A 22,044-nucleotide genomic window follows, 5' to 3' on the forward strand; every position below is an offset into this window, starting at 1 on the left:
TACTTGTTAACCGCCGGCGGTTAAGAAGTACTCACAGCACGCCACGTCGAGACCGCCGCGGTGCCGAGCAGACCGCCGGTGATCACGAAGATCGACGACGTGCCCGCGACTCCCGCCGCGGCGCCCGCGGCCAGCGGAATCAGGACCTGCCCGAGCCGGTTGCCGGTCAGCCGCAGCGACAACGCGGCGGCCCGGTTGGCGGCGGTGACGAGCCCGGCCACCCACGTCATGGTCAGGGGTTGGCCGATGCCCCAGAAGAATCCGGCGACGACGAGCAGCAGTGCCATCCCGGCCGGGTCGGGGACGAACGGCAGCAGGGCGGTGGGCAGCGCCGAGCACAGCGTGGCGGAGACCAGCAGTCTCGACCGCGGCACCCAGGTGAGCAGCCACGGCAGGAACGCGCGCGACACGATGGACGCCGCGGTGCGCGCGGTCAGCAGCAACGTCACCAACAAAACGCTGAAACCGAACTCGTGCCCGAGGACGGGGAGGTACGCGACGACGACGTCGACCGACGCCAGCACGATCAGGCTGCTGAACACGGCCGGCCGCATCCCCGTCGTCGAGATCATGCTGAATACGGACTGCCGGTCGCCGGGCGACGGTGGTCCCGCCGGCTGCGGACGTTCGCGAATCGGCCAGGCGAACGGCACCGCCGCCAGCGCCACCGCACCCATCACCGTCAACGCCAGGGTGGTCTCGACGACGCCGCCGTCCGAGCTGCCCGCCGCGATCACACCGACCAGCGGCACCCCGAGGGCCTGGCCGATCGAGACGCCGAGCGTCAATCCGGCGAAACCGCGGTCCAGTTCACCCGGTGGGGAGAGGAGCGTGATGAAACCCTGCCCGGCGACGGTCACGAGGATCTGCCCGAACCCGAGGACCACATTGCCGAGCCCGAGGACGATCAGGTCGCCGCTGACGGCGATCACCAGGACCCCGAGGGAGGTCAGCAGCACCCCGGTCCGCAGAACCGCGGCCGCGTGCCGCCGGTCCACGGCGCGTCCGATCCGGACGGCCACGAGCAGCGGCGCCAGCGAGAACAGGGCGGTTACGACGCCGATCGTGACGGCGTCGCCGCCGAGAGCGAGGACACGGTAGGAGACGAGAACGCGAACGGCGTGATAGACGGCCTGGAGGAGAGCAGTGGCAATGCAGACGTTGAGAAACCAGTGCTTCACCAGGTCAACCGTTGATCACCTGACGATTGCCGAGCGGCCCCTGCAACTGGACCTCGAGGGTGCCGAACACGGCGACGAGGATGCACATCTTGTCGGCCGCCTCCGGGAGAGTGCCGGTGCGCAGCGAGATCGTCACGGTGGTGTCGGTCTCGCTCACCGTCGCATCGGCGCCGTAACACTCCGGGGTTCCGGTGACGAAGTGGATGGCCACCTTGTTGCCGTCCGCGCGGGACCACGACTCGAACGGCGTCGGATTCGCCCGGACGATGTCGGGGCGCGATTCGAAGACGGTGCCGAAGTCCTCGCCGGGCACCTCGGAGGGAATGGGCATCCCCGACGACGGATTGGTCGGGCTGGGACCCACTGCGGACGCGATCTCCGGGGGAATCGTCGGTTCGTCGGTGCTCGAACCGGACCCGCATCCGGCGACGGCGAGGCAGGCCAGCACTGCGAGGGCGATTACGCGCATAAGCCACGGTAACCTCATCCCGCGAGCAGGCCGGAGACCAGCGCAATCCCCGGAATCGCAGCCAAAGTCGTGACGAACGCGGTGTCCCGGGCCATCACCGTTCCCACCCCGTACCGGCTGGCGTAGACGAAGACGTTCTGCGCCGTCGGCAGCGTCGCCACCACCACGATGGCGAACAGTTCGTGGCCGCTCAGCCCGAGCAGATAGCGTGCCATCACATAGGCCAGCACCGGTTGCACGACAATCTTGAGCACCGACGCCAGCGCGACGTCGCGACGCGGACTCGTTCCCTTCTCCAGCACCCGCACCCCGTACAGCGAGATGCCGAACGCGAGTAGTGCACCGGGCACCGACGCGCCACCCAGGAGCCGGAACGGCTGCATCAGCGCCTCCGGCGGTGTCCAGCCGAGCAGGGCGACCAGCAGTCCCGCCGCGCCCGCCACGACGATCGGGTTCTTGAACGGCGCGGTGATCGTGTCGAGTCGCGATCCGCCCCGCCGGAGTGTGGTGACGTCGAGGATGGTGAGGGCGATGGGGGAGTACGCGATGATCTGGAACAGCAGCAGCGGCGCGACGAACGACGCGTCCCCGAGCACGAACACCGCGATGGGAATGCCCAGATTCGCGGAGTTCACATACGAGGACGACAGCGCGCCGATGGTGAGTTCCGGAAGGGACCTGCGTAGCCACACCCGCGCGACGACCATGTACAGTGCGCCGACCGTCAATGCCGTGACAGCCGCGACGGCCAGTGTGGGCGAGAAGATCACGGAGAGGTCGGACGATGCGAGCGATTCGAACAGCAACGCCGGTGTGGCGACGAAGAACACCAGCCTGCCCAGGACGGACTCGCCCTCCGCGCCCAGCGTCCCACGCCGGCCGAGAATGTAGCCGATCGCGATGATCACGAATATGACGGTGAATCCCGCAACAACTCCCGACACGCTGCGGGGCACCTCCTCGACAGGGATGCCTCCTGTCGGCAAACCTTCCGAAGTCTAGTGCCAGGTATTCGGGTGAGTGACAATAGCGTCCGGTCGGGAACATCGTCTGTGTGCGCGTTCCGTCGCGCTCGAGGAGTCGCAATGCTGCGTCGTACGACCGTTCTCTGCGCGCTGTTCTGCGCGTGGACTCTTGCTTGGGGTGCCGCGCCCGTGGCGTCGGCGCTGGCCCCGCCGTCGAGCGGGGATCCCGCTCTGATCGCGCTCGCCGGGCAGGTCCTCGGGCGTAGCTACCGCGAGCACGCGAGCGTCGCGTACCTCGACTCCTCCGGCACCCGGTTCGCGAACTTCGGGGCCACCGAGGACACAGACTACGAGATCGGTTCCGTCACCAAGACGTTCACCGCGGGACTGTTCGTCGACGCGGTCGCCCGCGGCGAGGTGCGGGAGGACACGAAGGTCGCGGACGTGCTGCCGCTGCAGGGCGCGCCGGTCGGCGACGTGACGCTGCTCGAATTGGCGTCCCACACGTCCGGGCTGGCGCAGTTCCCGATGAGCACGGACACCGTGGTGGCCGTCGGGAACTGGGTGGTCGCGTCCAACCCGTTCACGTACGACCCGGACACGCTGCTGGAGCAACTGCGGTCGGCGCCGCTCACCACTCGCGGCAGTTACTCCTACTCGACCGTCGGCTTCGCGTTGCTCGGCCAGGCGCTGGCCGCGGCCGCGCACACCGACTACCCGTCGCTGCTCCGCGAGCGCATGCTCGTCCCGCTCGGACTGTCGCAGTCGTGGATGCCGCTCACCGCCGCCGACCTGCCCGCGGACGTCACCCGCGGATTCGACGTCCTGCACCGGTCGCAGGACCCGTGGCCGCTGGACGCGTACGCCCCGGCCGGTGGGTTGCGGTCCACGGCGGACGACATGTCGACGTACGTCCGGGCTCTGCTCGACGGCACGGTCCCGGGCAGCACGGCAATGGATCCGCGGTGGGTCGGCGCCAACTACCGGGCGCTGACGTGGTCGATCGTCCCGTTCGAAGGCCGGGACTACACGCTGCACGGCGGCGCGACGGGCGGCTTCCAGTGCACTGTCGTGCTCGACCGGGCGAACGACCGCGGGCTCGTCATTCTCACCGACACGATCGGCGGACTCGAGCAGCAGGGCCTGGAGACCCTCGCGCACACCCCCATGTGAGTGCGAAAGCGTCCCCCGGCACACTTTGTCACTCACCTGCCCGGCGTCCGCCCCACGTGAGTGACGAAGTGTCCTCGGGTACGCGTTGCCACTCACCTGAGTACCCCCGCCGGGTATGTCCGGTTACAGTGGTGCCTGTGGAAACGGCAACCGGGCGGAGGCAGAGGGTCGCGGCTCGTGCCGCGCTGCTGATCGTCGTCGCCGCCGGGGTGCTCCTCATGCACAGCCTGATCGCGCCGACCGCGATCGCCGCGGTGCACGAACAACCCTCGGCCACCGCGACCCACGCCGAGGACCCTCACGGATGCGGCGGGGACGGTTGCGAGCAACCCCATCTCACCGGCCACCAGTGTGCCGGTGTGATCGTGGTGATCGCCGCGCTGACATCGGCGATGCTGCTGTGGTGGCAGTCCGCGGATCCTGCGGCGCGACGGTCGCGGGTGAGCGCCGGCCGGGTGCAGTCGGGGCGCGGCCCGCCGCCGTGGACGGTGTTGTCGTTGGCGGAACTCTCGATTCTGCGGGTGTGACAGGGAGCCCGGGGCGTGTGCCCCGGCGGATCCGACTGTCATTTTCCGATTTGATTCCGAGGAGTTCCTCATGCGTACCACCAGCACAGCCCTGATCTCCGCCGCGGCGGCCGCTGCTCTCGTCCTGACCGGATGCAGCACCGATTCGGCGGGCACCCCGTCGACGTCCGGTGCCACGTCATCCGTCGTCGAATCGCAGGCGCGGTTCAACAACGCCGACATCGCGTTCCTGAACGGGATGTACCCGCACCACGCGCAGGCGGTGGAGATGGCCGACGTGGTCGCAGGCCGCACCGACAACACAGACGTGGTCGCTCTCGCCGCCGCGATCAAGGCGGCGCAGCAACCGGAGATGGAACGGATGACCGCGTGGCTCCAGCAGTGGGGACAACCGGTTCCGGCGTCCGGCATGGACCACGGCAGCAGCATGGACCACGGCGACGGCATGATGTCGGCCGATCGGATGGCCGCCCTGATGGCACTGTCGGGCACCGAATTCGACCGGCAATGGCTGACCATGATGATCGAGCACCACGAGGGCGCGGTCGAGATGGCGAACGTCGAACTCGCCGATGGTGAGAACCCGGACGCGAAGCAGATGGCCGCCGACATCGTGACCGCCCAGCAGAGGGAGATCGCCGACATGCAGGCCGCGCTCGGCTGACCGGAATGACGAAAGGCCCCGTAATCCGAGGATTACGGGGCCTTTTCGGTGCCTTGCGAGTTACCGGCTCGTGAAGGGCAGCAGAGCCATCTCGCGAGCGTTCTTGACGGCGACGGCAACCTGACGCTGCTGCTGCGGGGTCAGGCCCGTGACGCGGCGGCTGCGGATCTTGCCGCGGTCCGAGATGAACGTGCGGAGGAGGTTGATGTCCTTGTAATCGACGTACTCGATCTTGGCCGCGAACAACGGGTTCTTCTTGGGCTTGCGGCCCTCGACGGGACGCGGCTTCTTCGACGGTGCTCTCTTGACTGCCATCTTCTTCCTTTACCAGCTCGACTTGTGGACGCCTGGCAGCTCCCCGCGGTGCGCCATCTCGCGAACACGCACGCGAGAGAGCCCGAACTTCCTCAGGTGGCCGCGCGGACGTCCATCCGCAGCGTCTCGATTGCGCAATCGTACCGGACTCGCGTCGCGGGGCAGACGCTGCAGTGCCGCTCGGGCCTCCGCGCGCTCGTCTGCGCTGCTCGACGGGCGGCGGATGGTCTCCTTCAGCTCCGCGCGACGCTCGGCCCAGCGTGCCACGACGATCTTGCGTTGCTCGTTCTTCGCGATCTTCGACTTCTTTGCCATGTGCGGTGTCTTCTACTTCTCTTCTCGGAAATCGACGTGCTTCCGCACGAGCGGGTCGTACTTCTTCATCACCAGACGGTCCGGGTCGTTGCGGCGGTTCTTGCGGGTCACGTACGTGTATCCGGTGCCTGCCGTCGACTTCAGTTTCACGATCGGGCGGATCTCGTTGCGGGCGGCCATCAGATCTTCTCCCCGCGGGTCCGGATCCGGGCGACGACGGCTTCGATGCCGTCCCGGTCGACGGTCTTGATGCCCTTCGTGGACAGCGCGAGGGTGATCCGCCTGCCCTCGCTGGGCAGGAGATACGTCTTCTTCTGGATGTTCGGATCCCAGCGCCGGTTGGTGCGCTTGTGGGAGTGCGAGACGGACTTGCCGAATCCTGGCTGGCGTCCGGTCACCTGGCAGTGCGGCGACATGGGCGTTCCTCTCTGCCCTCCGCGACAACTACGCAAGAGGGGGATGACAATCATTTTCGACAACGATGAGATTCCAATGTAGCGTTCTGTCCACGTAATGACAATCGTTATCGAAAGGGTGCTCGTGAACGAGATAGTCGACGGCCGGACGCCGCTGATCCTGGTATCCGGCTGGAGCGGCCCCACCGAGGACGCGGCGCGCTCGCTGCTCCGCGAAGGCACCGTCGTCGTGCATCACGACCTCGACCTCGTGCACGAAGGCGTCGTGCGACGCACCGTCACCACGCTGGAGTCGGGGGCGCCGCGCGAGCGCCTCCGCATCCTCGAACTGACACACGGCTGCATCTCCTGCACGCTGCGCGAGGACCTCCTCCCGCTGATCCGCCGCCTGCACACCCGCAGTTCGGTGCAGCGCATCGTGCTGCACCTCGACCGCAGGCTCGAACCCGAGGCCGTCTGCTGGGCGGTCGAGCACGTGTCGGTGTCTGGTGCGGTCGGGCAGATCGACGGTCCGGCGTCGCGGGACGTGCGCGTCGACGGCGTCGTCACCTGCCTCGACGCGCGGTCGTGGCTGGCCGATGCCACCGGCGACGACGCGCTGGACGACGACCGCACCGTGGCGCAGGTCGCGGTCGGGCAGGTGGATTTCGCCGACGCCCTGGTGGTGTCGGGCAGCGCGGGCGACGGCTGGCAGCAGGCAAGGCTTCACGCCGTCCTGGCGCGGCTCGCACCGGGCGCACCGATCAGCTGGGGCGGGGTCACCCCCGACGTCGAACGACTGCTCCTCGACATCCCGGCCGGCGCGCGACGCGGTGAGCCGTCCCACGCCCACTCACCGCTGCTGCGCGGGCAGCCGCCGCTGTCCCACGACTGCGGCGTGATGCTCGTCGAGTTCACCGCCACCCGCCCGTTCCATCCGGAGCGGCTGCACGAGGCCGTCGACGTGCTCCTCGACGGCGTCGTCACCGCACGCGGACGCGTGTGGGTCGCGACGCAGCCGGACGAGGCGCTGTGGCTCGAGTCGGCCGGTGGGGGACTGCGGGTGGCAGCCGCCGACCGCTGGCTGGCGGCCATGACCCCGGAGGAGCAGGAGCAGGTCGGGGTCGCGCGTCGTGCGATGGCAGCGCTGTGCTGGGACGAACGCTTCGGCGACCGGCACACGTCGATCGTGGTGCTGGTGCACACCGCCGACCCCACCGAGATCGACCGCACGCTGCAGTGGGCGCTCGTCACCGACGACGAACTCGCGGACGAGGCCGGATGGCGGTCGTGGCCCGACCCGTTCGGGCAGTTCCACGAGGACCCCTGCGAGAGCGGCGAATCACCCTACGCAGAACCCGAATCGAGAGAGGGACAGCGCCAGCGCCCGTGAGTACTTGTTAACCGCCCCACGTTAATAAGTACTCACGGGCCGAAGGCACGCCGTGCGAACCTTGGCGGGTGCTGCTGTACATCCTGGAACTGGTGGGCATCGCGGTGTTCGCGGCGTCGGGCGCCCTGGTGGGGGTGACGAAGCGCCTCGACATCTTCGGTGTGTGCGTGGTCGGTGTGTTCACCGCTCTGGGTGGTGGCATCGTCCGCGACGTCCTGCTGGGCATCCACCCGCCGACGTCGCTGGGTAGCTGGCCGAACCTCGGCACGTCGTTCGTCATGTCGTTGCTGGTGTTCTTCCTGCATTCGACTGTAGGGCGGCTTCGCCGGGAGATCTTGGTGCTGGACGCCCTGGGGATGGGCCTGTTCGCGAGCACGGGCGCGGTGATCGCGCTCGACCACGGGGCGAGTCCGCTGGCATCGTGCCTCATCGGCGGTACGGCGGCGATCGGCGGCGGCATCCTGCGCGACGTGCTGGTGAACGAGGTCCCGTTGCTGCTGCAGCGGGACTTCTACGCGGTGCCGGCGCTGCTCGGTTCGGCGCTGGTCGTCGCGGTAAGCGAGTGGGGTTCGGGGACCGATGTGGCGCTGGTGGTGGGGACGGTGTTCGCGTCCGCGCTGCGGCTGGTGGCGTTGTGGCGGAACTGGGGTCTGCCGGGTCCGCGCGTCGTCGAGTGACCGGCGACATCCCCATTAGCGGTCCCTTCTCAGACATATCTCAGTTGATCGGGCCAAACTGTCGGGTATGCGCATTTTGGTGGTCGACGACGATCGCGCCGTGAGGGAGTCCTTACGGCGGTCGCTCAGCTTCAACGGGTACTCGGTGGAACTGGCCGTCGACGGTATCGACGCTCTCGAGAAGGTCGCGAACGCGCGCCCCGACGCGCTGGTGCTCGATGTGATGATGCCGCGTCTGGACGGTCTCGAGGTGTGCCGCCGGTTGCGGAGCACCGGTGACGACCTGCCGATTCTCGTCCTGACGGCGCGCGATTCCGTGTCGGAGCGGGTGTCGGGCCTGGACGCCGGAGCCGACGATTACCTGCCGAAACCGTTCGCCCTCGAGGAGCTGCTGGCCCGGTTGCGTGCGCTGCTGCGCCGCGCCGCCCCGGAGCCGGGCATCGATTCGGAGAAGATGACGTTCGAGGACCTCACGCTCGACCCGGTCACCCGCGAGGTGACGCGCGGCGAGCGGTCCATCAGCCTCACCCGCACCGAGTTCTCGCTCCTCGAGATGCTGATGGCCAACCCGCGCCGGGTGCTCACCCGCGGCCGCATCCTCGAGGAGGTGTGGGGTTACGACTTCCCGACGTCCGGCAACGCGCTCGAGGTCTATGTCGGATATCTGCGCCGCAAGACGGAGGCGGACGGCGAGACCCGCCTGCTGCACACCGTCCGCGGGGTCGGCTACGTGCTGCGGGAGACTCCTCCGTGATGGCTGTTCCGTTCCACAGAACTGCCCCCAAGTCGGGGGCGGCGAAGCACGACACGCACCACATTTCCCGGTACCCCACAGGACCGATTCCGTTACCGCCCGAGATGCGGCCTCCGATGCCGTTGACCCGGTCGGTCTCGTTGCGGTGGCGGGTGACGCTGCTCGCCGCGTCCGTGGTGGCCATCGCGGTGGCGGTGATGGCGATCGCGGCGTACGCAGTGGTGTCGCGGGCCCTGTACGCCGATGTCGACAATCAGTTGCGGAACCGCGCGTCGGCGCTGATCGACAGCAACCTCGTGACGTTCGATCCGCGGTACATCGCGGGCGCGACGCTGTACACGACGGACATCAGTGTGGCGCTGGTCTTTCCGGACCTCGACACGTACACGCCACCGGGTTCCAATGTGCCGATCGGCGAGCCGGAGCTGTCGGTGGCGCGCGGCGAGCAGGAGACGTCCCTGCGCACTGCGGACAACCAGCGGGTGCTGGCCGAGCGCACCCAGGACGGCAGCACGCTGGTGATCGCCCAGCGGCTGGCGCCGACGGGGGCGGTGCTCGACCGGCTTGCCTGGGTGCTGTTCATCGTCGGCGGGTGCGGGGTGGTCCTCGCGGCCGCCGCCGGAACAACGGTGGGACGCACCGGTCTGCGTCCGATCGCCCGGCTCACCGCCGCCACGGAACGGGTGGCGCGCACCGACGACCTGACACCGATGCCGGTGACGGGCAACGACGAACTCGCACGGCTCACCGAAAGTTTCAACACCATGCTGAGGGCGCTCGCGGAATCGCGGGAGCGGCAGAGCAGGCTCGTTGCCGACGCGGGACACGAACTGCGGACGCCGCTCACGTCGTTGCGCACCAACATGGAGTTGCTGATCGCATCGAGTCGTCCTGGTGCGCCGCACATTCCGGACGAGGACATGGCCGAACTGCGCACCGACGTGGTGGCGCAGATCGAGGAACTCTCGCAGCTGGTGGGCGACCTCGTCGACCTCGCCCGCGAGGATGCACCGGAAACCGTCTTCGAGAGAGTCGATCTCAGTGAAGTGGTGGACCGCAGCCTCGAGCGTGCGCGACGCAGGCGGAACGAGATCGACTTCACCGCCGTCACCGTTCCCTGGTTCGTCTACGGCGACCACGCGGGATTGTCGCGGGCGGTGCTGAACGTCCTGGACAACGCGGCCAAGTGGAGTCCGACCGGTGAGCAGGTGCGGGTGGCGATGAGACCGGCAGGCGACGGACTTCTCGAGCTGACGGTCGACGACGCGGGCCCGGGTATTCCGGAGGAGGACCGGGAGCTGGTGTTCGACCGCTTCTACCGGTCCACGGCGTCGCGCTCGATGCCCGGCTCCGGGCTGGGGCTGGCGATCGTCCGGCAGGTGGTGGTCAAGCACGGCGGCACGATCGCGGTGGACGTCTCCGAACGGGGCGGTGCGCTCATCCGCATCGTCCTTCCGGGGGAACCGGAAGCGGAATAGGCTCGAAGCTCGAGGTCTCGGCTAACTCAAAGGCCGGTCTCAGGACCCTCTCAGTCCCACCGGGCACTCTCGTAGACAGAGACGGTGCGACTGCCCCTGCGGGTGGTCGCGGGAGATGGAAGTGATGCGATGAGCGAGGATCGAAACAGCCACGACGGCGACAGCCGCGAGAACGCCGGTGGCGACCGGGGCGGGCGCCCCGACCAGCCGGCCAACCCACAGCCGCAGCCGCCGACGCCGGGGTACCACCCGACCGAGCAGTTCCCGACCACTCCGCACAACCCCGCGGGCGGTCCGGCGGGGCAGCAGGCCTACGGCGCCGGGTACCCCCAGGGCAATCCGTACGGTGTGCCGCACCAGCCCACCCAGCAGTTCGGGCACCCCCAGCACGGCGCTCCGGGACATCCGGGTGCCCAGCATGCGGCCGGGCAGCCGGGGACGCCTCAGGGCCCGTTCCCCGGCCTGCAGGGGCCCGGACAGACCGCCGGGGGGTCGACGGCGACCGCGACGAAACGTCCCGCACGCACGGCGATCGTGGTGGGCGCTGTGGCGCTCGCCCTCGTGAGCGGCGGCATCGGTGGCGTCGTGGGTTCGCTGGCGACGGATCGGAACGGCGGCGGCGCCGCGGTGACCAACTCCCTCGACGCCCCCAAGAACAACACCGCGACCCCGGCCGCGAATGCACCGGCGGGGTCGGTGCAGGCGGTCGCGAACAAGGTGGTCCCGAGCGTCGTCCAGATCGAGGTGGCGACGGCGGGCGGTTCCGGTGGCGAGGGATCCGGCATCGTCATCTCGTCCGACGGCATGATCCTCACCAACAATCACGTCGCGGGCGCGGCCGCCAAGGGCGGCAAGCTGACGGTCGCGTTCTCGGACGGCAGCACCGCGGACGCCAAGCTGGTCGGCGCCGACCCGGTATCCGACCTCGCGGTCATCAAGGTGGACGGCAAGACGGGCCTCACCCCGATCGAGCTGGGCACTTCGGGCAACGTGCAGGTCGGACAGCAGGTCGTCGCGATCGGTTCGCCTCTCGGCCTCGCCGGGACCGTCACCGAGGGCATCATCTCGGCGCTCAACCGCCCGGTGTCGACCAGCGGTGAGTCCGGCAACCAGAACACCGTCATCGATGCCCTGCAGACGGATGCGGCGATCAACCCGGGCAACTCCGGCGGCGCTCTCGTCAACATGGACGGTCAGCTGATCGGCATCAACACCGCCATCGCGAGTATCGGTGGTTCCGGCGCGGGCGAGCAGAGCGGCTCCATCGGTCTCGGCTTCGCGATTCCCGTCGACCAGGCGCGGCGCATCGCGGACGAGTTGGTCAAGACGGGCAAGGCCACCCAGGCCGTCATCGGGATCCAGGTCCCGTCGCAGGACGCCGCCAACGGTGCCACCGTCGTCGAGGTCACGTCGGGCAGCCCGGCGGAGAAGGCGGGAATTCCGAAGGGCTCGGTGATCACGAAGGTCGACGACCGGGTCATCACCAGCGGCGACGCGCTCATCGCCGCCATCCGTTCACACGCACCGGGAGACAACGTGTCCATCACCTACACCGACGGGAACGGATCGAATTCCAAGACCGTCGACGTCACGCTCGGAACCGCCGAACAGGGCGGCCGCTGATGAACACGGGGATTCTCGGGCAGGTCGAGTCCGTTCTGAACGGGGCCACTACGGTAGGGACCATGGACATCGAAGCCTCGCTGGCCGGCCGCGCGCTGGTGGTAATCGTCGACGACCGCACCGCTCACGGTGACGGCAAGGACTCCATCGGGCCTCTGGTGACGGAACTGCTGAACGAGGCCGGCTTCATCGTCGACGCCATCGTCGCGGTGGCGGCCGACGAGGTGGAGATCCGTAACGCGCTCAACACCGCCGTCATCGGCGGCGTCGACCTCGTCGTCTCCGTCGGCGGCACCGGCGTGTCGCCCCGCGACGTCGCCCCCGACGTCACCGCCGAGGTCCTCGACCGCGAGATTCCGGGAATCTCGGAGGCCCTCCGGTCTTCGGGTCTCGCCGCCGGTTCGCTGGACGCCGGTCTCTCCCGCGGGCTCGCCGGTGTGTCCGGCAGCACACTCGTGGTGAACCTCGCGTCCTCTCGCGCCGCGGTCCGGGACGGCATGGCCACCCTGACGCCGCTCGCGGCACACGTGATTTCCGAATTGTCCGGTCTGGAAGGCTGAGACGATTTCTCGTTCCGACGAGCCGGGTTCGCACAGCGAGCCCGACGAGCAGGCAGTTCCGAGCCGGGCCCCGATCGACAGGGCCCGGCTCGAACGCATCTTCGGGGATGTCTTCCCCGCCACCACGGCCGACGAACGCGGGCAGGACGAGGCATCTCAGTATGTGGACAGGCGCATGGAGTCCGAGGAGTGGATTCGGCGTCAGGTTCCCCCTCATCACTGGTAAGCGCCTGATTGAAATCTGGAAGAATCTAAGTGTGGCCAACGGTAACCGGAAAATTCGCGCCAGGAAAACCACTGGTACGGCCGATTTCATTCGCATCAGCCCAAAGCGTGGCTACCCGCAGGTAATGTTTCGTTTCCCACTTTGTGAGGCACATCACAATTGCGTCACGAGCTGATCACGTTGCCCCGGTTCTTAGCTCAGGTTAATGTCCCTGACGAGTCAGTACGAAGATGGAGGGCGGGGCGTGGTGCCACGTCGTCGCCCAGACCAGCCTCTTGGTGAGGTTTGTCTCTAGTGTCGAAATTCCGGCAACTGGACGTCCGCAGTTAACGCTACGGACACCTTTGCTGCGAATACTGCGCTGGGCCCGAAATGGACCACTCCTCAGCTTCGATCGTCGGGGCTGGGAACCTGCACGAATCCTGATGAGGGGAACGAATGAGCGAGAACCGCAAGTCCGGCCTGCGCCGTGGCGCCCGTATTGCAGGCCTGGGTGCTGCTGCGGCTGTTGCACTCGGTTTGATGTCTACTGGTGCGGCGAGCGCGGATACTTTCATCCCGCTGCCTGATGGTTCGAAGACCGGTCCGAATGCGACGTTGACGCGTACCGCCGAGAGCGCTCTGTCGTCGCCGTCGTTGGCTGCCAACGGTACCGGTCGTGTGGCGTGGGTGTCGGGAACTGTGACTGCCGATGTGAAGGGCATCAAGGAGGTCACCGAGGTTCCGGCCGCGAATGGCGCGCCGGCCAACAGCGCGGGTACCTACAACGGGACGAATGCGGCGACGACGCATGGCGTGTCGCGGGTGTCGACCGGGTACATCGTGGGTTGCCAGGTGGACATCACGGGTCTGTCGGCGAACCCGTCGTTCAGCCTGGGGCTGGACTCGCTTTCGGCGAGCGCGGGTCTGTCGGTTCCGCTGGCCGCGGGTGAGGTCAAGTACGTGCCGCTCGGTGCGAAGGACATCAAGAAGGACGGCGTGTACGCGCTGCAGTACCAGGACGCGGAGCTGCAGGTTCAGAAGTGCGGTGGTTTCGCGCAGGCTCGTTCGTATTCGGTCGTGGAGATCGTGGGCAACGACTACTCGAAGACGGTTCTGTACGGTGCGCCGTTCAGCATCGGCTGATTTCGGTCTTCTTTCGCAGTTCTTTCCACCCACTTTCTCGCGTGTGCGAGCTTCTATCCCTGAGAGGGAACAATGATCATCAACCGTAAGAACGGTGTGCGCCTGGCCGCGGTCGGTGCCGCTGCTGCCGCGACCATGGGCTTCTTCTCCGTCGGTGCGGCGAACGCCGATACGTTCGTGCCGCTGCCCGGTGGTTCGATCACGCAGACGTTGGCGGACGGCACCGTGGTGCACGTGAACCTGACGGACGAGAGCGCGAACATTTCGCCGTCGCTGGGTGCGACGCCGTTGCACCGCAACGTGTGGGTCTCCGGTAAGGCCTCGGTGAACCTGGAAGGCGCCGGCGCGAAGGGCGCCAAGATCGAGCCCGGCTACGTCCTCGCCTGCCAGGTCGACTTCGGCGCCAAGGGCGGCGCAACCGGCGGTACCAAGGGGGCGCTGAGCGACCTGATCTCGGGCGACACGCTCCCCGTCGATGCCGGCACCAGCGGCGGCATCACCCTCGGCCCCGGCCAGGCAAAGACCGTCAAGGTCCTCGATCTCGAGGCGCCCGACGCCTATGGTGCGGAGACGCACGGTGGTTCCAACACCGTCAAGGGCACGTCTGGTTCGGTCACCTGGGCCGACTCCTCCCTCGGAGTGAGCGGCTGCGCCGGCTACGCCCAGGCCCGCAGTTACGTCAAGGTGGGCGTGAGCACCGACAACGTCAGCAGCATTGTTACTCTGTGGGGAGAGCCCTTCAGCATCGGCTGATCGGGTTTTCCGTAAATAGATAGAACCTCCGGGAACCGGGGGGCGTGAGAATGGTCACGCCCCCCGGTTTGCTTTTTCCATAATGGCTATAGATCCCTATTACGCGCAGATCAACCTAACTTCGCTCGGTAACGCTTCTGTAAATGCACTCATGGCGGTATAACTTTTCGGCCTCAGGTGCATTAATTTTATTCCGTCGCTAGGCGGTTGGGAGATCTCCGATGGTCGGAGAAGACACGCCTGATGAGGGGAACGAATGAGCGAGAACCGCAAGTCCGGCCTGCGCCGTGGCGCCCGTATTGCAGGCCTGGGTGCTGCTGCGGCTGTTGCACTCGGTTTGATGTCTACTGGTGCGGCGAGCGCGGATACTTTCATCCCGCTGCCTGATGGTTCGAAGACCGGTCCGAATGCGACGTTGACGCGTACCGCCGAGAGCGCTCTGTCGTCGCCGTCGTTGGCTGCCAACGGTACCGGTCGTGTGGCGTGGGTGTCGGGAACTGTGACTGCCGATGTGAAGGGCATCAAGGAGGTCACCGAGGTTCCGGCCGCGAATGGCGCGCCGGCCAACAGCGCGGGTACCTACAACGGGACGAATGCGGCGACGACGCATGGCGTGTCGCGGGTGTCGACCGGGTACATCGTGGGTTGCCAGGTGGACATCACGGGTCTGTCGGCGAACCCGTCGTTCAGCCTGGGGCTGGACTCGCTTTCGGCGAGCGCGGGTCTGTCGGTTCCGCTGGCCGCGGGTGAGGTCAAGTACGTGCCGCTCGGTGCGAAGGACATCAAGAAGGACGGCGTGTACGCGCTGCAGTACCAGGACGCGGAGCTGCAGGTTCAGAAGTGCGGTGGTTTCGCGCAGGCTCGTTCGTATTCGGTCGTGGAGATCGTGGGCAACGACTACTCGAAGACGGTTCTGTACGGTGCGCCGTTCAGCATCGGCTGATTTCGGTCTTCTTTCGCAGTTCTTTCCACCCACTTTCTCGCGTGTGCGAGCTTCTATCCCTGAGAGGGAACAATGATCATCAACCGTAAGAACGGTGTGCGCCTGGCCGCGGTCGGTGCCGCTGCTGCCGCGACCATGGGCTTCTTCTCCGTCGGTGCGGCGAACGCCGATACGTTCGTGCCGCTGCCCGGTGGTTCGATCACGCAGACGTTGGCGGACGGCACCGTGGTGCACGTGAACCTGACGGACGAGAGCGCGAACATTTCGCCGTCGCTGGGTGCGACGCCGTTGCACCGCAACGTCTGGGTCAACGGCAAGGCCTCGGTCCACCTGGACGGCGCCGGAGCGACCGGTGCGGACATCCAGCCCGGCTATGTCCTCGCCTGCCAGGTCGACTTCGGCGCAGAAGCCGGCGCGGGCGTCGAATCGGGGAACCTCGCGGACCTCGTGACCGGGGCTGCCACATCCATTCCCGTTACGCCCGCCGGCAGTGGTGCTGTTACCCTCGGCCCCGGTGAGGCGGTCAGCGTCGACATCATCGACCTCGAGGCGGCGGACGCCTACGGCGGAGAGTCGCACTCGGCATACAACAGCTTCGAGGGTACCGACGGTTCGGTCTCCTGGGCCGACTCGACCCTCGGCGTGAGCGGCTGCGCCGGCTACGCGCAGGCGCGGTCGTACGTGAACGTGTCCGTGGAGACGGACAACGTGAGCAGCACCGTCACCCTGTGGGGACAGCCCTTCAGCCTCGGCTGATATTCGTTCCACTCATGACTCCGGGCCCGTGCAAGCAGCTGCTGCACGGGCCCGGAGTCGTCGAAACGCTATTCGCGAGTCTGCTCGAGCTTCGCGGCCTTCTCCGCCGGCATGGCGTGCGCTCCGTCGGAACTCGCTGCCGCCCCGTCGGTTTGGAGGCTCGCTTCGAGGATGTCGCGAATCTGGATCAGCAGGTCGGCCTCGCTGGCCTTCTTGTCTGCGGGTTCGGTGATGAACCGCTTCTTCGCGGCGTTGGCCGGGACGATGAGAATGAAGTACACGACCGCGGCGATGATCACGAAGTTGATCACGGCCGTGATGACGGCGCCGATGTTGATGAAGGTGGCCGGGTTGTCGGCGATTACCTGATAACCCCAACCCAGGTCGTTGGCGCCGCCCGCAACGGCGATCAGCGGATTGATCACGTTGTTGGTGAACGATGTGACGATGGCGGTGAACGCGGCTCCGACTACGACCGCGACGGCGAGGTCGAGGACGTTCCCCCGGAGCAGGAAGTCCTTGAATCCCTTGAGCATGTCGACGTCTCCTCGAGTGGGTGGCAAGTCATCCATCACTGTCTCCCGGAAAAGCCTAGATCAGCCCGGCTCCGCGTGACGGGTCACTGAAACGTCACGGTGATCGCGCTCGTGAGGGACGCTGCGGCCACCGTCGTGGCGTCGGACGCGGGAAGCGCCAGCATCACCACCCGTTCGCGCTGGTCACGTCCGTTCTCGGACGGAGTCACCAGCACGACGACGGCGCGGGACGCCAGGACGGTGGCTCCGGACCGCCGGTCCGGATTCGCTGGTGTGCCGGGATCGACCGTCAGCACGTCGACGCGATCGCCCTCACGCAGGAGTTCCGTGACGGCCGGGTCGGCGAGCCGGACGGGGACGATCCGTGCGTCGTCCATGCCCGCTGCGGCAGCGGCGAGGCGTGGGCCCAGCACCCGGACGTCGGTGAGGGCTTCACCGGCGCGGGTCGGTCCGGCGAGGGTGCGTCCGTCGACATCCGACACGGCGGTGAGGGCCCCGTCGGGGAGGCTCCCGGCCTCGAATTCGACCAGTTCCACGTCGGCGTCCGTGAGGACGACGCCGGGTTGCAGATCACGCGCGGCCACCACGACCCCGGAGCGGGCGGAGCCGGGGTCCCCTCGGGCAAAGAGGGCCAGCGCGAGGCAGACGAGTGCGGCGGCCAGGACGCGCCTGGCGGCGAGAGTGCGGGCCCAGCCGGGATGGGTGAGATCCGACAGCCGGTCGGCCCATGACGGGCTCAGGCTTCGGTGTGCGCGGTTCGACCGGTTGTGACCGGTCTGGGCGGGGGCGAACGACATGGTTCGACGCTAGGAGACCGGCAGGCCCGTAGGTACGCCGAACGGGCCCGCCTGTGGATGGACGAGAAGTTGTGGATAACTCGCGAAAGCGCGAGAACTAGCTGGCAGCAGCCTTGGCCGGTGCGGCGGTCGCGGTGCTCGTGGAGCTGGACGAGGCCGTCGACGAACTTTCCGACTTGGCAGCGGGAGCAGAGTCGGTCTTGGCCGGCTCGCTGGCCGCTCCGGACGTGCCGCGGCTGTCGGTGCGGTAGAAACCGCTGCCCTTGAAGACGATGCCGACGGAGTTGAACAGCTTGCGCAGCTTGCCCGAGCATGCGGGGCAGACGGTCAGGGAGTTATCGCTGAACGACTGGACGATGTCGAAACGGTTGTCGCATTCCGTGCACGCATATGAATAAGTGGGCACTGGGTTCCTCCGCACTGTGTAGTCAAACCGCAGGTTTTAGCACTCTACAGTCGACAGTGCCAACAACGCTAATCAGGGAACTATTCCGGGCCCTGGATGCCCCCGTTGTTCGCCGAGCGCGACGAGTCCCGAGCCGGGCGTGAGGGCCCATCCCATACGCACGTCATGAGGATCCTCCGGCAGTTCGGGCACCAGTTCCTCGTCGCGGACCATCGTGATCAGCCGCGCGCCGGGGGCGGCGAGCCCGAGGGTGCGGTCGTAGAAGCCCGCGCCGCGGCCGAGTCGCACGCCGCGTCGATCGACGGCCAGGGCGGGAACGAAAATGGTGTCGGCCGAACGGATCTCGCCGGGTTCCTGCACCGGTCCGGTGGGTTCGCGCAGGCCGTAACTCGCGGGGGCGAGACAGTCCGCGCCCGTGAACTCGGACCAGTAGAGCGGGCCGGGACCGCGGGTGACGGGCACGAGGACGCGTCCGGCGACTTGCCGTAGGGCGTCCAGAAAGTCCAGCGACCCGGGCTCGAGCGCGGTGGGGACGTAGGCGCAGACGGTCGATCCGCCGGCGATTTGCTGTGTGACGAGCGCGACAATCGCCTGGTCCTCGGCGGTGCGGAGTTCGGGGGTCAGCGCACGCCGCCCGGTGAGCACCAGTTGCCGCCACTCGTCCTTCGTTCGTGCGTGCATGCCCCAACCTTAGAGCCGGCCCGGCAGCGTCTCCGGCGGGTTCCGGGAGGCGGCTGACAGGATCTTGGTGACTGACTGGTAGGTCCGCACAGTTAAGGTGTGGGCATGACAGACGCCGCCCCGCACACCGCCAGCGCCTTTCGCACGGCTGTCGTGCCCGCAGCGGGAATGGGGACGCGATTCCTCCCCGCGACCAAGACCGTGCCGAAAGAGCTGCTCCCGGTCGTGGATACCCCGGGTATCGAACTCGTTGCCGGAGAAGCCGCCGACTCGGGTGCCGGCCGGCTCGTGATCGTCACGTCGCCCGGTAAGGACGGAGTGGTCGCCCACTTCGTCGAGGACCTCGTCCTCGAGAGCAAGCTCGAGGCCAGCGGCAAGTACCACCTGCTCGAAAAGGTGCGCAAGGCTCCCGGCCTGCTCGAGGTGGAGTCCGTCGTCCAGGACCAGCCCCTCGGCCTCGGCCACGCGGTCGGCTGCGCGGAGTCGGTCCTCGACGACGACGAGGACGCCATCGCGGTGCTCCTCCCGGACGACCTGGTGATGCCGCGCGGCGTGCTCGAGACGATGTCCCGGGTCCGCCGCAAGCGTGGCGGCACCGTGCTCTGCGCCATCGACGTCCCCAAGGACCAGGTGAGCGCGTACGGCGTCTTCGAGGTCGAAACGGTCCCCGACGCCACGAACCCGGACGTCCTCAAGGTCACCGGCATGGTCGAGAAGCCGGCCATCGAGGACGCGCCGTCCACGTTCGCCGCCGCCGGTCGCTACCTCCTCGACCGCGCGATCTTCGATGCGCTCCGGCGGATCGAACCCGGCGCCGGCGGCGAACTCCAGCTCACCGACGCCATCGCACTCCTCATCAAGGAAGGCCACCCCGTTCACGTCGTCGTGCACCGGGGCACGAGACACGATCTCGGAAATCCCGGCGGCTACCTCCGCGCTGCGGTTGACTTTGCGTTGGACATGGAAGAGTACGGCCCGTCGTTGCGCGAATGGCTGATCGACCGATTGAAGCGGACGGAATCCTAGAAGCTCGGGAGGCAAGAACTTGCGGTCGGTCGAGGAGCAACAGACGATCGTGACCGCGGCCGCGGTGGCGCCGCGGCCGGTCCGTGTGGCGATCTCCGAAGCCCAGGGGCTGCTGTGTGCCGAAGAAGTGGTCACCGAGCGGCCGCTTCCCGGGTTCGACCAGGCCGCCATCGACGGTTACGCCGTCCGTAGCGTCGACGTCCAGGCTGCCGGAACCGACATCCGGGACGACGAGGGTGCGCCCGTGGAACTGTCCCTTCCCGTGGTCGGCGAGGTCACGGCCGGTTCGCGGCAGCCGATCCGGCTGCAGCCCCGTCAGGCCGTCAAGGTCGACACGGGGGCTCCGCTTCCGACGCTCGCCGACGCCGTCCTCCCGCTCGACCGCACCGACGGCGGCCGGGCCCGCGTCAAGATCTACAAACCGGTCCGCTCCGGCGACTACGTGCGCCGCGCAGGCGACGACGTGCAGCCCGGCGACGTCGCCGTCCGGGCAGGCACCATCATCGGCGCCGCCCAGGTCGGGTTGCTGGCGGCGGTGGGACGCGACAAGGTGCTCGTACATCCCCGGCCCCGGCTGTCCGTCATCTCGGTAGGTGGCGAACTCGTCGACGTCGACCGCACCCCGGGACCCGGTCAGGTCTACGACGTCAACTCCTACGCGCTGGCCGCCGCCGCCCGCGACGCCGGCGCCGACGTCAACCGGGTCGGTATCGCGAACGCCGACGCGCGCCGTCTGCGTGAGGTGGTGGAGGGTCAGCTGATCCGGTCCGAGATCGTCGTCATCGCGGGTGCGGTCGGCGGCGGGGCATCCGAGGACGTCCGGGACGCGCTCGCCGATCTCGGCAACCTCGAGGTCGACCGGGTCGCCATGCACCCGGGATCGGTCCAGGGTTTCGGCCAGCTCGGCCGGGACGAGGTTCCGACGTTCCTGCTCCCGTCCAATCCGGTGAGCGCCCTGGTGGTGTTCGAGGTGATGGTGCGCCCGCTGATCCGCATCGCACTGGGTCGCAGGCAGCCGATGCGCCGCGTCGTCACCGCCCGCACCGTCGCACCCATCACGTCGATCGAGAACCGCAAGGGTTTTCTCCGTGGTCAGCTCATGCGCGACGAGGCCACGGGGGAGTACCTCGTCCAAGCTCTCGGCGGGGCGCCGGGCGCGTCCTCGCACCTGCTCGCCACGCTGGCCGAGGCCAACTGCCTCGTCATCATCGAACCCGAGATCACCGAGGTGCGGACGGGTGACCAGGTGGACGTGGCATTCCTGGCGCAGCGTGGCTGATGACACTGCGGCAGTGTGGAACGAGATGACACAGCATCGGCGTGAGACAAGATGACACAGCATCGGTGTGAGACGAGATGACACAGCATCCCGGTTGGCCTCCGCATCTCGGGCCCCTGCGGGTGAAGGGTGGCGTCGTCACGGTGCGCGCCATCAGGTTGCGTGACGCCTCCGCGTGGAGCCGTCTGCGCACCCGTGACCGCGCGCACCTCGAACCGTGGGAGCCGACGGGGGAGGCGCCCTGGGAAGCGCGCCATCATATTTCGGGATGGCCCGGACTGTGCAGCAGTCTGCGTTCGGAGGCGCGGAAGGGCCGCATGCTGCCGATGGCCATCGAACTCGATGGCAATTTCTGCGGCCAGATCACGATCGGCAACGTGGTGCGGGGTGCGCTGCGCTCCGCGTGGATCGGATACTGGGTGGCCAGCGACGTCAACGGGCTCGGCGTCGCCACCGGCGCGCTCGCGCTCGGGCTCGATCACGCCTTCGGCCCCGTGGGTCTGCACCGCGTGGAGGCCACCGTGCGTCCGGAGAACCTGGCGAGCCAGGCTGTGCTCCGCAATGTCGGTTTCCGTGAGGAAGGTCTGCTCGCGCGTTATCTGGACGTCGACGGGCAGTGGCGCGACCACATTCTGGTCGGCATGACCGTGGAGGACGTGCCCGGCACCGTCGCGGATTCGCTCGTGCGGAGTGGCAAAGCCACCTGGGCGTGACCGCCGGCGCCGTCTGGGCGTGACCGGTGAATCCACCCGGATTTGTCCGCCGAATCGGACATGGACAAACGTCCAGCTACGCGGCAGTTATTTCACGGTATCAAAGCTCGCCGAGCGGGACTCCGCTTTCGGTGAGTCTTTGCCCGATCGTTTCCTTCGCCTGTGCGAGGCATGTCGAGCACCACATTTTCGCGTTACGCATGTGGCACCTGAGTATGGTGAGATCGGCGCGTCTGCGAAGATGTGCGTGTTCATGCGGTTAGCCTGGATGGGTCAACAGCGGTATCCATGCTGGTAGACGATTGGGAGGAGGT

Annotated in this window: 27 protein-coding genes; 16 read left to right on the forward strand and 11 right to left on the reverse strand. The window is 67.6% G+C overall.

Annotation, left to right across the window (positions count from 1 at the left end; translation table 11 throughout):
* Positions 1 to 20: 20 nt before the first annotated feature.
* Genes MLGJGCBP_RS03410 through MLGJGCBP_RS03420 form a run of 3 tightly spaced genes read right to left on the reverse strand, consistent with a single transcriptional unit; the run spans position 21 to position 2,594 of the window.
* Entirely contained in the window at positions 21 to 1,184 is a 1,164-nt protein-coding gene (locus tag MLGJGCBP_RS03410; protein ID WP_160094100.1) for an MFS transporter, read from the reverse strand.
* A 1-nt stretch (position 1,185) separates the two neighbouring features.
* On the reverse strand, positions 1,186 to 1,650 hold the full coding sequence (locus MLGJGCBP_RS03415; protein WP_160094061.1) for a hypothetical protein: 465 nt from the start codon (positions 1,648 to 1,650) through the stop codon (positions 1,186 to 1,188).
* A gap of 14 nt (positions 1,651 to 1,664) precedes the next feature.
* Positions 1,665 to 2,594 (reverse strand): AEC family transporter, encoded by a 930-nt coding sequence (locus MLGJGCBP_RS03420; protein WP_087558759.1) that lies wholly within the window; start codon positions 2,592 to 2,594, stop codon positions 1,665 to 1,667.
* Positions 2,595 to 2,735: 141 nt separating this feature from the next.
* Between MLGJGCBP_RS03420 and MLGJGCBP_RS03425 the strand changes: the two genes are divergently transcribed.
* The 3 genes from MLGJGCBP_RS03425 to MLGJGCBP_RS03435 all read left to right on the forward strand — a co-directional run bounded on the left by MLGJGCBP_RS03425 (position 2,736) and on the right by MLGJGCBP_RS03435 (position 4,979).
* Positions 2,736 to 3,788, forward strand: coding sequence for a serine hydrolase domain-containing protein (locus tag MLGJGCBP_RS03425; RefSeq protein WP_160094062.1), 1,053 nt, complete (start codon positions 2,736 to 2,738; stop codon positions 3,786 to 3,788).
* 131 nt (positions 3,789 to 3,919) lie between these two features.
* The gene (locus tag MLGJGCBP_RS03430) at positions 3,920 to 4,315 is read left to right on the forward strand and encodes a DUF6153 family protein (protein WP_236580901.1); all 396 of its coding nucleotides are present in this window, start codon (positions 3,920 to 3,922) and stop codon (positions 4,313 to 4,315) included.
* 70 nt (positions 4,316 to 4,385) lie between these two features.
* Complete coding sequence (locus MLGJGCBP_RS03435; RefSeq protein ID WP_160094063.1) at positions 4,386 to 4,979, forward strand: DUF305 domain-containing protein; 594 nt, start codon at positions 4,386 to 4,388, stop codon at positions 4,977 to 4,979.
* Positions 4,980 to 5,039: 60 nt separating this feature from the next.
* On the opposite strand, the gene rpsR is transcribed toward MLGJGCBP_RS03435, so the two are convergent.
* Genes rpsR through rpmB form a run of 4 tightly spaced genes read right to left on the reverse strand, consistent with a single transcriptional unit; the run spans position 5,040 to position 6,025 of the window.
* Positions 5,040 to 5,294 (reverse strand): 30S ribosomal protein S18, encoded by a 255-nt coding sequence (rpsR, locus tag MLGJGCBP_RS03440; protein ID WP_005238639.1) that lies wholly within the window; start codon positions 5,292 to 5,294, stop codon positions 5,040 to 5,042.
* Positions 5,295 to 5,303: 9 nt separating this feature from the next.
* Complete coding sequence (rpsN, locus tag MLGJGCBP_RS03445) at positions 5,304 to 5,609, reverse strand: 30S ribosomal protein S14 (RefSeq protein WP_087558673.1); 306 nt, start codon at positions 5,607 to 5,609, stop codon at positions 5,304 to 5,306.
* Between the two features lie 12 nt (positions 5,610 to 5,621).
* Entirely contained in the window at positions 5,622 to 5,789 is a 168-nt protein-coding gene (gene rpmG, locus MLGJGCBP_RS03450; protein WP_160094064.1) for a 50S ribosomal protein L33, read from the reverse strand.
* Entirely contained in the window at positions 5,789 to 6,025 is a 237-nt protein-coding gene (gene rpmB / locus MLGJGCBP_RS03455) for a 50S ribosomal protein L28 (RefSeq protein ID WP_160094065.1), read from the reverse strand. The genes rpmG and rpmB overlap by 1 nt, the downstream gene beginning before the upstream one ends.
* 97 nt (positions 6,026 to 6,122) lie before the next feature.
* Between rpmB and mrf the strand changes: the two genes are divergently transcribed.
* The 10 genes from mrf (at position 6,123) to MLGJGCBP_RS03505 (ending at position 16,292) form a co-directional block, all read left to right on the forward strand.
* On the forward strand, positions 6,123 to 7,397 hold the full coding sequence (gene mrf, locus MLGJGCBP_RS03460; protein WP_160094066.1) for a ribosome hibernation factor-recruiting GTPase MRF: 1,275 nt from the start codon (positions 6,123 to 6,125) through the stop codon (positions 7,395 to 7,397).
* A 68-nt stretch (positions 7,398 to 7,465) separates the two neighbouring features.
* The gene (locus MLGJGCBP_RS03465; protein WP_087562456.1) at positions 7,466 to 8,074 is read left to right on the forward strand and encodes a trimeric intracellular cation channel family protein; all 609 of its coding nucleotides are present in this window, start codon (positions 7,466 to 7,468) and stop codon (positions 8,072 to 8,074) included.
* A gap of 67 nt (positions 8,075 to 8,141) precedes the next feature.
* Positions 8,142 to 8,828 carry a response regulator transcription factor gene (locus MLGJGCBP_RS03470; protein ID WP_005238656.1) on the forward strand — a complete coding sequence of 229 codons (687 nt, stop codon included), beginning with the start codon at positions 8,142 to 8,144 and terminating at the stop codon, positions 8,826 to 8,828.
* Positions 8,828 to 10,306 carry a sensor histidine kinase gene (locus tag MLGJGCBP_RS03475; RefSeq protein WP_160094067.1) on the forward strand — a complete coding sequence of 493 codons (1,479 nt, stop codon included), beginning with the start codon at positions 8,828 to 8,830 and terminating at the stop codon, positions 10,304 to 10,306. Before MLGJGCBP_RS03470 ends, MLGJGCBP_RS03475 begins: the two co-directional genes overlap by 1 nt.
* 129 nt (positions 10,307 to 10,435) lie before the next feature.
* Positions 10,436 to 11,929 carry a S1C family serine protease gene (locus MLGJGCBP_RS03480; RefSeq protein WP_160094068.1) on the forward strand — a complete coding sequence of 498 codons (1,494 nt, stop codon included), beginning with the start codon at positions 10,436 to 10,438 and terminating at the stop codon, positions 11,927 to 11,929.
* Positions 11,929 to 12,489, forward strand: a complete 561-nt coding sequence (locus MLGJGCBP_RS03485; protein WP_005567398.1) for a MogA/MoaB family molybdenum cofactor biosynthesis protein — start codon at positions 11,929 to 11,931, stop codon at positions 12,487 to 12,489. Before MLGJGCBP_RS03480 ends, MLGJGCBP_RS03485 begins: the two co-directional genes overlap by 1 nt.
* Positions 12,490 to 13,153: 664 nt before the next feature.
* Positions 13,154 to 13,840 (forward strand): MspA family porin, encoded by a 687-nt coding sequence (locus MLGJGCBP_RS03490; RefSeq protein WP_160094069.1) that lies wholly within the window; start codon positions 13,154 to 13,156, stop codon positions 13,838 to 13,840.
* Between the two features lie 72 nt (positions 13,841 to 13,912).
* The gene (locus MLGJGCBP_RS03495) at positions 13,913 to 14,593 is read left to right on the forward strand and encodes an MspA family porin (protein WP_160094070.1); all 681 of its coding nucleotides are present in this window, start codon (positions 13,913 to 13,915) and stop codon (positions 14,591 to 14,593) included.
* 256 nt (positions 14,594 to 14,849) lie between these two features.
* Positions 14,850 to 15,536 (forward strand): MspA family porin, encoded by a 687-nt coding sequence (locus tag MLGJGCBP_RS03500; RefSeq protein ID WP_160094069.1) that lies wholly within the window; start codon positions 14,850 to 14,852, stop codon positions 15,534 to 15,536.
* 72 nt (positions 15,537 to 15,608) lie between these two features.
* Positions 15,609 to 16,292 carry an MspA family porin gene (locus MLGJGCBP_RS03505; RefSeq protein ID WP_160094071.1) on the forward strand — a complete coding sequence of 228 codons (684 nt, stop codon included), beginning with the start codon at positions 15,609 to 15,611 and terminating at the stop codon, positions 16,290 to 16,292.
* Positions 16,293 to 16,360: 68 nt separating this feature from the next.
* Here the strand turns inward: MLGJGCBP_RS03505 and mscL are convergent, their stop codons facing one another.
* The 4 genes from mscL to MLGJGCBP_RS03525 form a co-directional block, all read right to left on the reverse strand.
* Entirely contained in the window at positions 16,361 to 16,828 is a 468-nt protein-coding gene (gene mscL, locus MLGJGCBP_RS03510; protein ID WP_160094102.1) for a large conductance mechanosensitive channel protein MscL, read from the reverse strand.
* Positions 16,829 to 16,911: 83 nt separating this feature from the next.
* Positions 16,912 to 17,625: an SAF domain-containing protein gene (locus MLGJGCBP_RS03515; RefSeq protein ID WP_160094072.1), complete on the reverse strand. Its 714-nt coding sequence runs from the start codon at positions 17,623 to 17,625 to the stop codon at positions 16,912 to 16,914.
* 97 nt (positions 17,626 to 17,722) lie between these two features.
* A complete protein-coding gene (locus MLGJGCBP_RS03520; RefSeq protein WP_015889437.1) occupies positions 17,723 to 18,031 on the reverse strand; it encodes an FmdB family zinc ribbon protein in 309 nt (102 codons plus the stop codon).
* Positions 18,032 to 18,103: 72 nt separating this feature from the next.
* On the reverse strand, positions 18,104 to 18,712 hold the full coding sequence (locus MLGJGCBP_RS03525; RefSeq protein WP_160094073.1) for a 5-formyltetrahydrofolate cyclo-ligase: 609 nt from the start codon (positions 18,710 to 18,712) through the stop codon (positions 18,104 to 18,106).
* 105 nt (positions 18,713 to 18,817) lie between these two features.
* On the opposite strand from MLGJGCBP_RS03525, the gene MLGJGCBP_RS03530 reads away from it, so the two are divergent.
* From MLGJGCBP_RS03530 to MLGJGCBP_RS03540, 3 genes are all read left to right on the forward strand, one after another.
* Positions 18,818 to 19,738: a UTP--glucose-1-phosphate uridylyltransferase gene (locus MLGJGCBP_RS03530; protein WP_087559981.1), complete on the forward strand. Its 921-nt coding sequence runs from the start codon at positions 18,818 to 18,820 to the stop codon at positions 19,736 to 19,738.
* Positions 19,739 to 19,757: 19 nt separating this feature from the next.
* Positions 19,758 to 21,017: a molybdotransferase-like divisome protein Glp gene (glp, locus tag MLGJGCBP_RS03535; protein ID WP_087559982.1), complete on the forward strand. Its 1,260-nt coding sequence runs from the start codon at positions 19,758 to 19,760 to the stop codon at positions 21,015 to 21,017.
* 77 nt (positions 21,018 to 21,094) lie between these two features.
* Positions 21,095 to 21,730 carry a GNAT family N-acetyltransferase gene (locus MLGJGCBP_RS03540; protein ID WP_124389239.1) on the forward strand — a complete coding sequence of 212 codons (636 nt, stop codon included), beginning with the start codon at positions 21,095 to 21,097 and terminating at the stop codon, positions 21,728 to 21,730.
* The last annotated feature ends 314 nt before the right edge of the window (positions 21,731 to 22,044 follow it).

It is taken from the genome of Rhodococcus sp. T7 (genome assembly GCF_009872365.1).
In the GTDB taxonomy this organism is placed as follows: Bacteria; Actinomycetota; Actinomycetes; order Mycobacteriales; family Mycobacteriaceae; genus Rhodococcus_F.